The organism is Streptomyces sp. CA-142005 (assembly GCF_050942335.1).
In the GTDB taxonomy this organism is placed as follows: domain Bacteria; phylum Actinomycetota; class Actinomycetes; order Streptomycetales; family Streptomycetaceae; genus Streptomyces.
The window spans coordinates 1,034,743-1,049,104 of sequence record NZ_CP192078.1 but is presented as its reverse complement, the minus strand read 5'-3'; the positions used below and the strand labels follow the sequence as shown (position 1 = coordinate 1,049,104).

Below are 14,362 nucleotides of genomic sequence, written 5' to 3'. Positions count from 1 at the left end.
CGAACCATGCTGCTCATCCCCTGCCCGTGGTGCGGGCCCCGTGACGAGGCCGAGTTCCACTACGGTGGCCAGGCCCACGTGCCCTACCCCGAGGACCCCGCCGCCCTCACCGACGAGGAGTGGGCGCGGTACCTGTTCTTCCGCGACAACCCCAAGGGCCCGTTCGCCGAGCGGTGGAGCCATGCGGCGGGCTGCCGCAAGTGGTTCAACGCGGTGCGGAACACGGCGACGAACGAGATCCTCGCGGTGTACCGGGTGGGGGAGACGCGCCCGGAGACGCTGGAGCCCCGTCCGGAGCAACCAGCCTGTCTGGGGGTACCCCCTCTGGGGGAGTTCGCGGGCGAGGCCCGTTCAGGGCCGACGGGGGTCCAGGGGGCGGAGCCCCCTGGCGGGGTCGAAGGGACAGAGCCCCTGGAGGACGGGACGGGTAGGGGCGGCGGAGGCGACCATCCCTTCCGCACCCCCACCGGCGGCCGCATCGCCCGCGACACCCCCCTCACCTTCACCTTCGACGGCATCGAATACCAAGGTTACCAGGGCGACACCCTGGCCTCCGCCCTCCTCGCCCACGGCGTCGTCCAGGCTGCCACCAGCATCAAGCTGGGCCGCCCCCGAGGCATCTTCTCGGCCGGGGTGGAGGAACCGAACGCGGTCGTCCAGATCGAGGCACCCTTCCCCGAGCCGATGCTCCCCGCCACCACCGTCGAGCTGTACGACGGCCTGGTCGCGAGCAGCCTCCCGGGCCAGGGACGCCTCGCCACCGAACCGGACCCCGCCCGCTACGACGCCGTACACGCCCACTGCGACCTGCTGATCGTCGGCGCGGGCCCGGCCGGCCTCGCGGCGGCAGCGGCGGCGGCGAGCACCGGCGCCCGTGTCATCCTCGCCGACGACCAGCCGGAACCGGGCGGCAGCCTGCTCGGCACCGGCGAGCACCTCGACTGGGTCGAGGCGACGCGCGCGCGGCTCGAAGCGGCGCCCGAGGTGCGCGTCCTGCGCCGCACGACCGTCTTCGGCCACTACGACGACAACCACCTCCTCGCCGTCCAGCGCCGCACCAACCACCTCGGCGCCGAGGCCCCGGCGAACGTCTCCCGCGAGCGTGTCTGGCGGATCCGCGCCCGGCGCGTGGTCCTCGCGACCGGCGCGCACGAGCGTTCGCTGGCGTTCGGCGACAACGACCGGCCCGGCGTGATGCTGGCCTCCGCGGCCCGGACGTACCTCCACCGGTACGGCGTGCGGCCCGGCCGGCAGGCCGTCGTGTTCACCACCAACGACAGCGCCTACGCCGCCGCGCTCGACCTGGTGGCGGCGGGCGTGGACATCGCCGCGATCGTCGACACCCGGCCCGAGCCCGGGGAGTGGGCCGAGCGCGCCCGGTCCGCCGGGATCCAGGTGCTCGCCGGACACGCGGTCACCGGCACCCAGGGCACGGACCGGCTCACCGCCGTGACGGTCGCCCCGTACGGGGAGCCGTCCGGACAGCGGGAGACCACCGGACAGCGGGAGTTCGCCGCCGACCTGCTGCTGGTCTCCGGCGGCTGGAACCCGGTCGCGCACCTGTTCAGCCAGGCGGGCGGCAAGCTCCGCCACGACGACGTGCTCGGCACCTTCGTGCCCGACCACGGCCGGCAGGCGGTGGAGGTCGCGGGCAGCGCGAACGGCGCCTTCGACCTGGCCACGGTCCTCGCGCAGGGCGCGGCCGCCGGGGCCCGGGCGGTCGAGGCGGAGGGGTACACCGCCGAGGCGCCCGCCCTCCCGGCCACGGCCGCACAGCCGTACACCCCGCCCATGCAGGTCTTCACCATCCCCACCGACACCGGCGCCCCCCGGTTCGTCGACCTCCAGCGTGACGTGACGGTCGACGACCTGGCGCGGGCGACGGGGGCGGGTCTGCGCTCGGTGGAGCACACCAAGCGCTACACGACCGCCGGAACCGGGGGCGACCAGGGAAGGACGGCCGGCGTTCTGGCGAGCGGAGTGGTCGCCGAACTGCTCGGCGTGGACATCTCGGCGCTCGGCCTGCCGACCTTCCGGCCGCCGTACACCCCGGTCTCCTTCGCCGCCCTCGCCGGGCGCGACCGCGGCGCGCTCAGCGACCCGGTCCGCACGACGGCCCTGCACGCGTGGCACGTGGCGCACGGGGCGCTGTTCGAGAACGTCGGCCAGTGGAAGCGCCCCTGGTACTACCCGCAGGACGGCGAGGACATGGAGAGCGCCGTGCTGCGCGAGTGCCGCGCCGCCCGCGAGGGCGTGGCGTTCATGGACGCCTCCACCCTCGGCAAGATCGATGTGCAGGGCCCGGACGCGGCGCTCTTCCTCGACCGGCTCTACACCAACATGATGAGCACCCTGAAGGTCGGCATGATCCGCTACGGCGTGATGTGCCGCCTGGACGGCATGGTCTTCGACGACGGCACGGTCATCCGGCTCGCCCAGGACCGGTTCCTGGTCACCACCACGACCGGCAACGCGGCGGCCGTCCTGGACTGGATGGAGGAGTGGCTGCAGACCGAGTGGCCGGAACTGCGGGTCCACTGCACCTCGGTCACCGAACAGTGGGCCACGGTGGCCCTCGTCGGCCCGAAGTCCCGCGAGGTCCTCGGCTCGCTGGCACCCCGACTGGCCGTGTCCAACGAGGACTTCCCGTTCATGGCGTGGCGGGAGTCGACCGTCGCCGGCATCGACGCGCGCGTGTGCCGGATCAGCTTCTCCGGCGAACTCGCCTACGAGATCAACGTGTCGCCGTGGGACGCCCTCGCCCTGTGGGAGGCGCTCTACGAGGCCGGCGCCCCGTACGGCATCACCCCCTACGGCACCGAGACCATGCACGTGCTGCGTGCCGAGAAGGGCTACCCGATCGTCGGCCAGGACACCGACGGCACGGTCACCCCGCAGGACCTCGGCATGGGCTGGGCGGTCTCCAAGAAGAAGCCCGACTTCATCGGCAAGCGCTCCTACGCCCGCGCCGACACCGTCCGCCCCGACCGCAAGCACCTCGTCGGGCTCCTCACCGAGGACCCGGCCGTCTTCCTCCCGGAGGGCACGCACCTGGTCGCCGACCGCGAACTGCCCGCCCCACCGGTGCCGATGCTCGGTCATGTCACCTCCAGCTACCGCAGCGCGGCACTCGGCCGGACCTTCGCGCTCGCCCTGATCAAGGGCGGCCGGGACCGGATCGGTGACCGTCTCTTCGCACCCGTCGGCGACCGGCTGGTCCCGGTGACCGTCGCAAGCCCCGTCCTCTACGACCCCGAGGGAGCCCGCCGCGATGGCTGACACCGCCCTGACCGCACGGCAGCGCAGCCCCCTGGGCGACGCCGCCCCCCGCCTGGCCGCCGCGACCCGCTCCTCCCGGGGCGCGATCCGGCTGGCCGAACTCCCCTTCCTGGCCCAGGTGAACGTCCGCCTCGACGCCAAGGGCCCGGCGGCGGAAGCCGTCGGACTGGCCCTGGGACTCCAACTGCCCCTGGAACCCAACACCGCCGTGCACGCGGGGGACGTGACCGCGGTGTGGCTCGGCCCCGACGAATGGCTCGTGGTGGGCCTGCGCGGCACCGAGCGGGATCTGGAGAGCCGGATCCGCTCGGCGGCGGGGGACGAACCGGTCTCCGTCACGGACGTCTCCGCCCAGCGCACCACCCTCCTGGTCGGCGGACCCCGGGCGCGCGACCTGCTGGCCCACGGCTGCTCGCTGGACCTGCACCCGCGTGCCTTCGGCCCCGGCCGCTGCGCCCAGACGACGCTGGCCCGCACCCAGGTCGTCCTGGTGGCCCGCGACGAACCCAGGGCCGGTTTCTGGGTCCTGGTGCGCTCCTCCTTCGCCGGCTACCTGGCGGACTGGCTGCTGGACGCGGCCGTCGAATACAGGTGACCGGCCCGGCAGGGCGGCAGAGATGACCCGGCGGTGCCGGGCCGACCCGGACGGTCGGCCCGGCACCGCCGTTCCAGTCGCGGGCCGGGCGGCGAACTCCCGTGAAAGCCCGGGCGACTTCTTGACAAGGATGGGGGCCGACCTCAGACTGACGTTGCGCTAAGCGCATTAAGTTTCGTAATACGCACCGAGGTGGTCCCGATGATTCCCGTGTGCCCCATCGCCGATCTGCCCCGAGGCGAGGCGTTCCGGCTCGAGAACGACCCGCCCGTCGCCGTGTTCCACACCGAGGACGGCGAGGTCTACGCGATCGACGACACCTGCACCCACCAGGACGCCTCGCTGGCCGACGGCTGGCTGGAGGGGTGCGAGGTCGAATGCCCGCTGCACGCTTCGAAGTTCGACCTGCGCACCGGCGGCGTGGACGCTCCGCCGGCCCGGCTCCCCGTGCGCACCCACCAGGTCCTTGTCGAGGACGGCATGATCTACGTCAAGCTCTCCGACGCCCCGCCGAACCTCCCGCCCACCTGCGCCGCCGCCCGGCTCGGAGGCGCCGCGGTCACCGGAGGCGGCGCATGAGGACCGTGGCGGTCCATGGCGCCGCGCTCGCCGGGGCGGCGGCGCGCAGGACGGGGTCCCCGTGACCGCCGCCGGGGCCTGCGCCACCTCAACCCGTCCTGGCATCCCGGACGTTCATCCGTACGGACTGCCGCGGCCCGGCCGGACGCTGGTCATGGGCGTCGTGAACGTCACGCCGGACTCGTTCTCCGACGGCGGGCGGTCGTTCGCCCCGCAGGCCGCCGTCGCGCACGGACTCGCCCTGCTGGAACAGGGAGCCGACATCGTGGACGTGGGCGGCGAGTCGACCCGCCCCGGCGCGGCGCGCCCGCCGGCCGAGGAGGAGCTGCGGCGCGTCCTGCCCGTCGTCCGGGAACTCGCGGCGGCGGGCGCGACCGTCAGCGTCGACACCATGCGGGCCGAGGTGGCCGCCCACGCCCTCGACGCCGGTGCCCGGTTGGTCAACGACGTCTCGGGCGGACTCGCCGACCCGGCGATGCTGCCGCTGATGGCCCGGGCGAACACGCCGTACGTGCTGATGCACTGGCGTGGCCACTCCGCCGGCATGCAGGCCAACGCCCGCTACGACGACGTCGTCACCGACGTGGTCGACGAGCTGCGGCTGAGAATCGACGCCGCGCTGGAGGCGGGAGTCCAGCCCGGCTGCCTGATCGTCGACCCGGGGCTGGGCTTCGCCAAGACGTCCGGGCACAACTGGGAGCTGCTGGCCCGGCTGGGCGAGGTGCGCGCGCTGGGCCGTCCCGTTCTCGTGGGCGCGTCCCGCAAGTCGTTCCTGGGGCAAGTGCTGGCCGATCCGACGACGGGCCGGCCGCGCCCGGCGCCGTCGCGGGACGCCGCGACCGCCGCCGTGTCCGTCCTCGCCGCCGCGCAGGGCGTCTGGTGCCTGCGTGTGCACGACGTGGGCTCCACCCTCGACGCGGTGCGGGTGACGGCCCGCTGGGGTGCCGAGGCGGTGGCCACGGCGCCGCTGTCCCCACAACGCCTGGGCGTGTGACGCCCTCGGCGCGGACCTGTGCGGGACTCAGCCCACGTACCCCATCCGGTGGCTGATCTCCTCCGCGCCCTTGAGCAGCAGGGGCGCCAGCTCGTGCATGCGCTCCTCGGTGAAGCGGTACGCGGGCCCGGAGGCGCTGAGGGCGGCGACGACCTCGCCGTGGTGCGAGCGGATCGGAGCCGCCATGGCGTGCAGCCCGATCTCGAGCTCTTCCAGGGTCACCGCGTATCCGCGGTCCCGCGCCTGGTTGAGGTTCTTCTCCAGCTTCGTCCTCGCGGTCAGGGTGTGCGGCGTGAGCTTCTGCAGCCCGGAGGCGGCGAGCACCTCGGCGCGCTCCTTCGCCGGCAGGTGCGCGAGCAGGATCTTGCCGCTGGAGGTGGCGTGCACGGGGGTGAGCTGTCCGACCCAGTTGTGGGTGCCGACGGCGCCGGGGCCGCGCACCTGGTAGAGGTTGACGGCGTAGTGCTCCTGCAGGACGGCGATGTTGACGGTCTCGCCGATCTCCTCGCTGAGCCGCTCGCACACCTCCCGGCCCTGCTGGGTGATGTCGAGGCGCCCCGTGACCGCACCGGCCAGGCGCACGATCCCGAAGCCGAGCCGGTACTTGCCGCGCTCGGTCGCCTGCTCGACCAGACCGCGCGCCTCCAGCGCCCCGAGCAGCCGGAACGCGGTCGACTTGTGGACGTCGATCTCGGCGGCGACCTCGCTGACCCCCGCCTCCCCGCGCTGGGCGAGGATCTCCAGGACGCTGACGGCGCGGTCGACGGACTGCACGCCGCTCACCGCCGGAGCTGTTGTTTCGCCATCTGCGGTGTAGTTGCTCATAGCGCAACTATACGCTTGGTTGGTCGCCGGGCCCCGTGGCTCGCAGAGGGAGGGTATACGACGGCTCCTCGGGCAGGGGAGCCGTCGTCGCCGGTGGTTCTCGCGGGCCGCGCGAACCGCGGTGTCAGCGGAAGACGACCGTGCAGTTGCCGTTGGCCAGCACGCGGCTCTCGCTGTGCCACTGCACGGCGCGCGACAGGACCCGGGCCTCGACATCGCGGCCCATGGCGACCAGCTGGTCCGGGGTGTGGGAGTGATTCACACGGACGACGTCCTGTTCGATGATCGGGCCCTCGTCGAGGTCGGGGGTGACGTAGTGCGCCGTGGCTCCGACGAGCTTGACTCCGCGCTGGTGCGCCTGCACGTACGGCCGGGCGCCCTTGAAGCTCGGCAGGAAGGAGTGGTGGATGTTGATGGCCCGGCCGTCGAGCCGCTTGCACAGGTCGTCGGAGAGGATCTGCATGTAGCGGGCGAGCACCACCAGGTCGATGCCGAGTTCGCCGACGAGCTCCAGCAGCCGGGCCTCGGCCTCGTCCTTGGTGTCCCGGGTCACCGGGATGTGGTGGAAGGGGATGCCGTAGTTGCGGGCCAGCGGCTCGAAGTCGCGGTGATTGGAGACGATCGCCGGGATCTCGATGTTGAGCGAGCCCGTGGACTGGCGGAACAGCAGGTCGTTCAGGCAGTGGCCGAACTTCGACACCATGATCAGCGTGCGGGTCGGGGTCGAGGCGTCGTGCAGCTGCCAGGTGATCCGGTAGGCCTCGGCGACCGGGCCGAAGTCGGTGCGCAGCTGCTCCAGGGTCGTGGCCGGATGCGAGACCTCGAAGTGCACCCGCATGAAGAAGCGGTCCTGCAGGCGGTCGTCGAACTGCTGGCTCTCGAGGATGTTGCCTGAGTGGCTCACGAGAAAGCTGGTGACGGCGTGGACGAGGCCGGCCCGGTCGGGGCACGAGAGGGTGAGGACGAACTCGCGGCCGGGCTGCGGGCGAGGGGTCATGACATCCTCCATTAGTGCGTAATACGCAACGATAAGAGTGATACGCAACATCGTCCGGTGCGAACGGCGGCCGGTCAAGAGGCTTGTCCCCAAAGGCGCGAGAAGATGCGCCATGCGCAACGAACGGGCGCCGGGGTCAGCCGAGGTGGCCGAGCCGGCCGGAGATGTCCTGGGCCGCGGTCCGCACCAGGGCGGCGACCTCCCGCAGCCGCTGCACGGTCAGCCGGAAGGACGGCCCCGAGGCGCTGAGCGCGGCCACCACCTGCCCGTTGAACGCGACGACCGGTGCGGCCACCGCGTTCAGACCCCGTTCGAGCTCCTCCACGCTGTAGGCGAAGCCGGCCGTGCGGACGTTCGTCAACTGTGTCCGCAGGGCGCAGGGATCGGTGACGGTGTGCGGCGTGTAGCGCTCCAGGGGTGCCGAGAGCCGTCTTTCCCGCTCGGGCTCGGGCAGATGCGCCAGCAGCACCTTGCCGCTGGAGGTGGCGTGCAACGGCGTACGCCGGCCCAGCCAGTTGTGCGTGGTGATGGCCGAGGGGCCGAGCACCTGGTCGATGTTGATCGCGGCGTTCCCGTCGAGGATGGCGAGATTGATGGTCTCCGCGACCCGTCCCGCCAGGTGCTCGCAGACCGGCCTGCTCTGCCGGGAGAGGTCCAGCCGGACGGAGGCGGCACCGGCCAGGCGGATCAGGCCGAGGCCGAGGCGGTACTTGCCGCGCTCCTCCGACTGCTCGATGAGTCCGCGCAACTCCAGGGCGGCAGCGAGCCGGGACGCCGTGGACTTGTGGACGCCGAGTTCGGCGGCGATCTCCGTGACGCCCGCCTCTTCCTGGCGACCCAGGAACTCCAGAATCCCCGCGGCCCGGTCCACCGACTGAACGGGGGACGGCGGCGGATGCGAGAGGCCCGCCCGCTCGCTCGGGCGGCCGTCGGCGCTGTCGCTCATGGGGCTACCGGTCGTCTCCTCTTTTACAGCGATGACGTCTCTTAATTCGAAACTAGACTCGCAATACGCAACATGATGGAGGGAAGTGCGGGGAAGTTACAAGAGCTTCGGCTCTGTGTCTTGACGTCGAAACGCTGCCTATGTTCGGTTGCGTATACAGAGACGCGTTTTACGCAGCGCAACCCGGTCCCAGTCCCCAAGACCAGGAGGTCCGATGTCGATCCGTGCCATCGACGAGGCGCCGCTCAGCAGATTCCATCGCAAGCTCACCTGGGCCTGCGCCGGGGGCCCCTTCCTCGACGGCTATCTGCTGAGCATCATCGGCGTCGCCCTCGTCGGCATGAGCAACGAACTCAACCTGACCACGGGGGATGAGAGCCTCATCGGTGCCGCCGCCCTGGTCGGCATCTTCGTCGGCGGCCTCTTCTTCGGCGCCGTCACCGACAAGCTCGGCCGCGAGGCGATGTACACCATCGACCTGGCGGTGCTGGTCGGCGGATCCATCCTGTCGGTGTTCGCCACCGAGACCTGGCAGTTCGTCGCACTCCGCTTCGTCCTCGGCATGGCCATCGGAGCCGACTATCCGATCGCGACGTCCCTGCTCGCCGAATGGGTGCCGAACCGGCATCGAGGCCGGCTGCTCGGTGTGCTCATCCTGGCCTGGTACGTCGGAGCCGCGGCCGCCTATGTGGTCGGCTACGCGCTGGCCGAGATCGGCGGCGCCGGCACCTGGCGCTGGATGCTCGCCTCGGGCGCCGTACTGAGCGCCGTGATCCTGCTGCTGCGCATCGGCACACCCGAGTCGCCCCTGTGGCTGGTGAACAAGGGACGCACCGCCGATGCCCAGAAGTCGATCGAGAAGGCCCTCGGCCGCACCGTCCCCATCCGGCAGCTGGTCGCGGCCGCCGCCGAGGAGCAGTCGGCGGAGCACAGCCGCTTCCGCGATCTCTTCCAGGGCACCTATCTGCGGCGGACCCTCTTCTGCGGGCTGTTCTACATGTGTCAGATCACGCCGATGTTCGCCCTGTACACCTTCGGCCCCGCCATCCTGGGCTCCTTCGGCCTCGGTGAGGGCAACGGCAGCAACCTGGGCTCGGCGCTGATCAGCATCGTGTTCGTCCTGGGCTGCATCCCCGCGCTGCGGCTGGTGGACCGGGTGGGACGCCGTCCCGTCATCGTGTGGTCGTTCGCCCTGATGGTGGTCCCGCTCGCGGTGCTCGGCGGCGGCTCCGCACTGCCCATCGCCGTGGTCGTCGCGTGCTTCTGCGCCTACGCCCTCTTCTCCGGCGGCCCCACGGTGTTGGAATGGACCTATCCCAACGAGCTGTTCCCGACCGGCATCAGGGCCACCGCGGGAGGGGTGGCCACCTCGATCAGCCGTATCGGGGCCGCAGCGGGCACCTATCTGCTGCCCATCTCCCTCGACAGGCTGGGCATCGGCACCACCATGCTGATCGGCGCCGGCATCACCCTGGTGGGCTGGCTGGTGTCCTTCGCATGGGCCGAGGAGACCCGGGGCCGCACCCTTGCAGAGACAAGTGCCCTGCCCGGAGCCTCCCGGCCCGCGACGGCCGAAAGGGACCGAGACCTCGAACGATCCTGACGGCGCCCGCGCGCCGCACGGCCCGACCGTGCAGCCGGCCGCCCCCCGGGGCGGCCGGCTGCACGCGTTCTGCGCCTGCCTCTTGACACCGGTCACTCACGGGCATGACAGTGTGACTGTTGCTCATGATGAATATCATCGCATAATACGCAACAGTCTACGGCGGCTCGTTCTCGGCCTTCCCCAGGCTCCGGGCACGTCGATCCGGATATCTCTTCTCCCTCCAGAACGCCGGCCGAAGCCCGCACTCGGCCACCCCTCAGCTAGGAGATCGGCAGTGACACACGAGGTACGCGCCGTCGTCGCCCTGAAGAAGGGCGCCCCGGTCTCGGTGGAGACCGTCCTGGTGCCGGACCCCGGCCCGGGAGAGGCGCTGGTGCAGGTGCAGGCCTGCGGCGTCTGCCACACCGACCTGCACTACCGCGAGGGCGGGATCGGCGACGACTTCCCGTACCTGCTCGGTCACGAGGCGGCCGGCGTGGTCGAGGCCGTCGGCGAGGGCGTCACGGATGTCGCGCCCGGCGACTTCGTCGTCCTCAACTGGCGTGCCGTGTGCGGGAAGTGCCGTGCCTGCCGCAAGGGCAAGCCGTGGTACTGCTTCGCCACCCACAACGCCGCCCAGCCGATGACGCTCACTGGGGGCACACCGCTGTCCCCGGCCCTGGGCATCGGCGCCTTCGCGGAGAAGACCCTGGTCGCCGCCGGCCAGTGCACCAAGGTGGACCCGACCGCCTCGGCCGCGGCGGCCGGGCTGCTCGGCTGCGGCGTGATGGCCGGGTTCGGCGCCGCCGTCCACACCGGCGGCGCCGGCCGCGGTGACTCCGTCGCGGTGATCGGCTGCGGCGGCGTGGGCATGGCCGCCATCGCCGGCGCCAAGGTGGCCGGCGCCGGCCGCATCATCGCCGTGGACGTCGACGCGCGGAAGCTGAAGTGGGCCGAGAAGTTCGGCGCCACCGACACCGTCGACTCCTCCAAGACCGACGCCGTCGAGGCCGTCCGCAGCCTCACCGGCGGCTTCGGCGCCGACGTCGTCGTGGACGCGGTGGGCCGCCCCGAGACGTACAAGCAGGCCTTCTATGCCCGTGACCTCGCCGGTACCGCCGTCCTGGTCGGCGTACCCACTCCGGAGCGGACCGTCGAGCTGCCCCTGCTGGACGTCTTCGGACGCGGCGGGACGCTGAAGTCCTCCTGGTACGGCGACTGCCTGCCCTCCCGCGACTTCCCCGCCCTGATCGACCTCTACCTGCAAGGCCGCTTCGACCTCCAGGAGTTCGTCACCGAGACGATCGCCCTGGACGAGGTGGAGGCGGCGTTCGCCACGATGCACCGCGGTGAGGTCCTGCGCTCGGTCGTCGTCCTGTGACCGCGCGGATCGAGCACCTGGTCACCTCCGGGACCTTCGAACTGGACGGAGGCAGCTGGGAGGTGGACAACAACGTCTGGCTGATCGGCGACGACGACGAGGTCGTCGTCATCGACGCCGCGCACGACGCCGACGCCATCGTCGCCGCCGTCGCGGGGCGGCGCCTGGTCGCCGTCGACTGCACCCACGCCCACAACGACCACGTGAACGCCGCACCGGAGCCGGCCGCCCGCACCGGGGCACCCATCCTGCTGCACCCGGCCGACGCGGTGCTGTGGAAGGCGGCACACGCCCCGTCGGAGCCCGGCTACCGGGAACTTGCCGACGGCGAGGAGCCGACCGTGGCCGGCACCCCTCTGCACGTGCTGCACACCCCCGGGCACTCGCCCGGCGCGGTCTGCCTGTGCGCGCCGGAGCTGGGAGCGCTGTTCGCCGGCGACATCCTCTTCAAGGGCGGACCCGGCGCCGCCGGCCGCTCCTACTCCGACTTCGACCCGCGCTCGACGGGATCAGCGAGGAGACGGTCGGCCGCAGGCTCGTCCCGCTGGTGGTCCAGGACCGGCAGTCCGTGGTGATGGGCCACGAACCGGTGTACGTGGACGGCCGTCCGGTCGGCTACGTCACCAGCGCCGCCTACGGCTACACGATCGGGGCGCCGATCGCCTACGCCTGGCTGCCGGCCGGGCACAGCGCCCCCGGAACCCCGGTGGAGATCGAGTACTTCGGCGCCCGGGTCCCGGCCGTCACCGCCGCCGAGCCGCTGTTCGACCCGGAGATGTCCCGCATCCGGCGCTGAACCGGCCCCGGCCCCGACCAATCCACCACGGCACGACTCCCAGGAGATGGACATGGCCTCTACGTACGACGTGATCGTCGTCGGTCTGGGCGGGATGGGCAGCGCGGCCGCCTGTCACCTCGCCGCCCGCGGTCAGCGCGTGCTCGGCCTGGAGCGCTTCGGCCCGGCCCACAGCTCCGGCTCCAGCCACGGCGGATCCCGCATCTACCGGCAGGCCTACTTCGAGGACCCGGCCTATGTGCCGCTGCTGCTCAGGGCCCGCGAGCTGTGGGAGAAGCTGGCCGTCGACTCCGGCCACGAGGTCTTCACCGAGACCGGCGGCCTGATGATCGGCCGCGAGGACAGCGCGGCGTTCGCCGGTACCCTGCGCAGCGCCCGGCAGTTCGGCCTGGACCACGAGGTGCTGTCCGCCGCCGACCTCCGCCGCCGATTTCCCACCTTCACCCCGGCGGCCGAGGACGTCGCCTTCTACGAACGCAGGGCCGGCGTGGCCCGTCCGGAGGCGACCGTCACCGCTCACCTGGAGCTGGCGGCGGCCCACGGCGCCGAACTGCGCTTCGCGGAGATGGTCCTCGGCTGGGAGGCCGACGGCCCCGGCGGCAAGTCCTGGGTGGTGACCGACCGGGGCTGCTACACCGCCGACCGGCTCGTCTTCGCCCCCGGGGCCTGGGCGCCGAAGCTGCTCGCCGGCCTCGGTGTGAAGGTCACGGTCGAGCGCCAGGTCATGTACTGGTTCCAGCCCGAGGGCGGAACCGGCCCGTTCACCGCCGACCGGCATCCCGTCTACATCTGGGAGGACCCCGACGGCACCCAGATCTACGGTTTCCCCGCCCTCGACGGCCCGGACGGCGGCGCCAAGGTCGCCTTCTTCCGCAAGGGCGTCCCCAGCGACCCCGACGCCCTCGACCGGGAGATCCACGCGGACGAGATCAAGGCCATGGCCGCCTACCTGCGCCCGCGGATCCCCACCCTGCCCGGCCGCTTCCTCAAGGGCGCGGCCTGCATGTACAGCAACACCCCGGACGAGCACTTCGTCCTCGCCCGGCACCCGGACCACCCGCAGGTGACCGTGGCCTGCGGTTTCTCGGGTCACGGGTTCAAGTTCGTCCCCGTGATCGGCGAGATCATCGCCGACCTGGCCATCGACGGCACCACCGAGCACCCCATCGCCCTTTTCGACCCGCGCCGCGTGCGCGTCTGAACACATTCCGAGGTGATCACGATGACGACGATCAGCCTTCCCCCCAGCCTGATCGCCACGCTGACCGGGGAGTACTACACCGACCCCGAGGTCTTCACCCTGGAGCAGGAGCGGGTCTTCGAGGCCATGTGGTTCTGTGTGGCCCGCGCCTCGGACCTGGCGAAGCCGGGCCGGTTCCGCACCTGCCAGGTGGGCCGCGAGAGCGTGCTGGTCTCCCGCTCCCGGGACGGCTCGATCAAGGCGTTCCTGAACATCTGCCGGCACCGGGGCGCGAAGCTCTGCCTGGAGGAGTCCGGTGAGGTCAAGCGCGCGTTCCAGTGCCCGTACCACGCCTGGACCTACGGCCTGGACGGCAAGCTGGTCGCGGCGCCGAACCTGACGTCGATGCCGGACATCGACCGCACCGAGTACGGCCTGATCAACATGCACGTCCGCGAATGGCTCGGCTATGTGTGGGTGTGCCTGGCCGACACCCCGCCGTCCTTCGAGCAGGACGTGATCGGCGCGGTGGTCGAGCGGCTCGGCGACACCGAGTCGATCGAGAACTACGGCATCGAGGACCTGCAGGTCGGCCGGCGGATCACGTACGACGTGAAGGCCAACTGGAAGCTGATCATCGAGAACTTCATGGAGTGCTACCACTGCGCGACCATCCACCCCGAACTGACCGAGGTCCTGCCGGAGTTCGCCGACGGGTACGCGGCGCAGTACTACGTCGGCCACGGCGCGGAGTTCGGTGAGGAGGTCAAGGGCTTCACGGTCGACGGCAGCGAGGGCCTGGACCGTATCCCGGGCGTCGCGGACGACCAGGACCGCCGCTACTACGCGATCACGGTCAAGCCGCAGGTGTTCATCAACCTCGTGCCCGACCATGTGATCTTCCACCGGATGTACCCGTTGGCGGCCGACCGCACGGTGGTGGAGTGCGACTGGCTGTACCTGCCGCACGTGGTGGAGGGCGGCAAGGACGTGGACCGCTCGGTGGAGCTGTTCCACCGCGTCAACCAGCAGGACTTCGACGCGTGTGAGCGCACCCAGCCGGGCATGAGCTCACGGGCCTACGCCAAGGGCGGCGTCCTGGTGCCCAGCGAGCACCACATCGGCGCCTTCCACAGCTGGCTGCTGGACAGGCTCGACGTCCGCCCCGCCCGCTGACCCCGGCCCACCCGGGTTCCGCGCGTCCA

13 protein-coding genes are annotated in these 14,362 nt (G+C 71.6%); 10 read left to right on the top strand and 3 right to left on the bottom strand.

All coding sequences use genetic code 11. The annotated features are described in order from the left end of the window. Positions 1–6 precede the first annotated feature (6 nt). The 4 genes from ACQPXS_RS05185 (at position 7) to folP (ending at position 5,447) form a co-directional block, all read left to right on the top strand. Positions 7–3,279, top strand: coding sequence for a sarcosine oxidase subunit alpha family protein (locus ACQPXS_RS05185; RefSeq protein WP_433447353.1), 3,273 nt, complete (start codon positions 7–9; stop codon positions 3,277–3,279). Beyond that, positions 3,272–3,874 (top strand): sarcosine oxidase subunit gamma, encoded by a 603-nt coding sequence (locus ACQPXS_RS05180; protein ID WP_433447351.1) that lies wholly within the window; start codon positions 3,272–3,274, stop codon positions 3,872–3,874. The genes ACQPXS_RS05185 and ACQPXS_RS05180 overlap by 8 nt, the downstream gene beginning before the upstream one ends. A 201-nt stretch (positions 3,875–4,075) precedes the next feature. Beyond that, entirely contained in the window at positions 4,076–4,453 is a 378-nt protein-coding gene (locus ACQPXS_RS05175; protein WP_433447349.1) for a bifunctional 3-phenylpropionate/cinnamic acid dioxygenase ferredoxin subunit, read from the top strand. 154 nt (positions 4,454–4,607) lie between these two features. After that, positions 4,608–5,447 carry a dihydropteroate synthase gene (gene folP / locus ACQPXS_RS05170; protein WP_433455716.1) on the top strand — a complete coding sequence of 280 codons (840 nt, stop codon included), beginning with the start codon at positions 4,608–4,610 and terminating at the stop codon, positions 5,445–5,447. A 27-nt stretch (positions 5,448–5,474) separates the two neighbouring features. Here the strand turns inward: folP and ACQPXS_RS05165 are convergent, their stop codons facing one another. The 3 genes from ACQPXS_RS05165 to ACQPXS_RS05155 form a co-directional block, all read right to left on the bottom strand. Continuing rightward, complete coding sequence (locus ACQPXS_RS05165; RefSeq protein WP_351801385.1) at positions 5,475–6,272, bottom strand: IclR family transcriptional regulator; 798 nt, start codon at positions 6,270–6,272, stop codon at positions 5,475–5,477. Positions 6,273–6,396: 124 nt separating this feature from the next. Then, positions 6,397–7,269, bottom strand: coding sequence for a formyltetrahydrofolate deformylase (gene purU / locus ACQPXS_RS05160; RefSeq protein WP_351801383.1), 873 nt, complete (start codon positions 7,267–7,269; stop codon positions 6,397–6,399). A gap of 136 nt (positions 7,270–7,405) precedes the next feature. Beyond that, positions 7,406–8,215: an IclR family transcriptional regulator gene (locus ACQPXS_RS05155; protein WP_433447346.1), complete on the bottom strand. Its 810-nt coding sequence runs from the start codon at positions 8,213–8,215 to the stop codon at positions 7,406–7,408. Positions 8,216–8,429: 214 nt separating this feature from the next. Between ACQPXS_RS05155 and ACQPXS_RS05150 the strand changes: the two genes are divergently transcribed. From ACQPXS_RS05150 to ACQPXS_RS05125, 6 genes are all read left to right on the top strand, one after another. Further along, on the top strand, positions 8,430–9,818 hold the full coding sequence (locus ACQPXS_RS05150; RefSeq protein ID WP_433447344.1) for an MFS transporter: 1,389 nt from the start codon (positions 8,430–8,432) through the stop codon (positions 9,816–9,818). A gap of 277 nt (positions 9,819–10,095) precedes the next feature. Then, the gene (locus tag ACQPXS_RS05145; RefSeq protein ID WP_433447342.1) at positions 10,096–11,181 is read left to right on the top strand and encodes an S-(hydroxymethyl)mycothiol dehydrogenase; all 1,086 of its coding nucleotides are present in this window, start codon (positions 10,096–10,098) and stop codon (positions 11,179–11,181) included. Further along, positions 11,178–11,756, top strand: coding sequence for an MBL fold metallo-hydrolase (locus ACQPXS_RS05140; RefSeq protein WP_433447340.1), 579 nt, complete (start codon positions 11,178–11,180; stop codon positions 11,754–11,756). Before ACQPXS_RS05145 ends, ACQPXS_RS05140 begins: the two co-directional genes overlap by 4 nt. Continuing rightward, complete coding sequence (locus ACQPXS_RS05135) at positions 11,756–11,977, top strand: glycine cleavage T C-terminal barrel domain-containing protein (RefSeq protein ID WP_433455714.1); 222 nt, start codon at positions 11,756–11,758, stop codon at positions 11,975–11,977. The genes ACQPXS_RS05140 and ACQPXS_RS05135 overlap by 1 nt, the downstream gene beginning before the upstream one ends. A gap of 52 nt (positions 11,978–12,029) precedes the next feature. Continuing rightward, positions 12,030–13,178 carry an N-methyl-L-tryptophan oxidase gene (gene solA, locus ACQPXS_RS05130; RefSeq protein WP_433447338.1) on the top strand — a complete coding sequence of 383 codons (1,149 nt, stop codon included), beginning with the start codon at positions 12,030–12,032 and terminating at the stop codon, positions 13,176–13,178. Between the two features lie 21 nt (positions 13,179–13,199). Next, positions 13,200–14,333 (top strand): aromatic ring-hydroxylating oxygenase subunit alpha, encoded by a 1,134-nt coding sequence (locus ACQPXS_RS05125; protein WP_433447336.1) that lies wholly within the window; start codon positions 13,200–13,202, stop codon positions 14,331–14,333. The last annotated feature ends 29 nt before the right edge of the window (positions 14,334–14,362 follow it).

Bases quoted from the DNA above. Each gene is read 5' to 3' on its own strand.
- ACQPXS_RS05150 (WP_433447344.1), top strand. From the start codon at position 8,430: ATGTCGATCCGTGCCATCGACGAGGCGCCGCTCAGCAGATTCCATCGC.
- ACQPXS_RS05125 (WP_433447336.1), top strand. From the start codon at position 13,200: ATGACGACGATCAGCCTTCCCCCCAGCCTGATCGCCACGCTGACCGGG.
- purU (WP_351801383.1), bottom strand. From the start codon at position 7,269: ATGACCCCTCGCCCGCAGCCCGGCCGCGAGTTCGTCCTCACCCTCTCG.
- ACQPXS_RS05185 (WP_433447353.1), top strand. From the start codon at position 7: ATGCTGCTCATCCCCTGCCCGTGGTGCGGGCCCCGTGACGAGGCCGAG.
- ACQPXS_RS05175 (WP_433447349.1), top strand. From the start codon at position 4,076: ATGATTCCCGTGTGCCCCATCGCCGATCTGCCCCGAGGCGAGGCGTTC.
- ACQPXS_RS05135 (WP_433455714.1), top strand. From the start codon at position 11,756: ATGGGCCACGAACCGGTGTACGTGGACGGCCGTCCGGTCGGCTACGTC.
- ACQPXS_RS05180 (WP_433447351.1), top strand. From the start codon at position 3,272: ATGGCTGACACCGCCCTGACCGCACGGCAGCGCAGCCCCCTGGGCGAC.
- folP (WP_433455716.1), top strand. From the start codon at position 4,608: ATGGGCGTCGTGAACGTCACGCCGGACTCGTTCTCCGACGGCGGGCGG.
- solA (WP_433447338.1), top strand. From the start codon at position 12,030: ATGGCCTCTACGTACGACGTGATCGTCGTCGGTCTGGGCGGGATGGGC.
- ACQPXS_RS05155 (WP_433447346.1), bottom strand. From the start codon at position 8,215: ATGAGCGACAGCGCCGACGGCCGCCCGAGCGAGCGGGCGGGCCTCTCG.
- ACQPXS_RS05165 (WP_351801385.1), bottom strand. From the start codon at position 6,272: ATGAGCAACTACACCGCAGATGGCGAAACAACAGCTCCGGCGGTGAGC.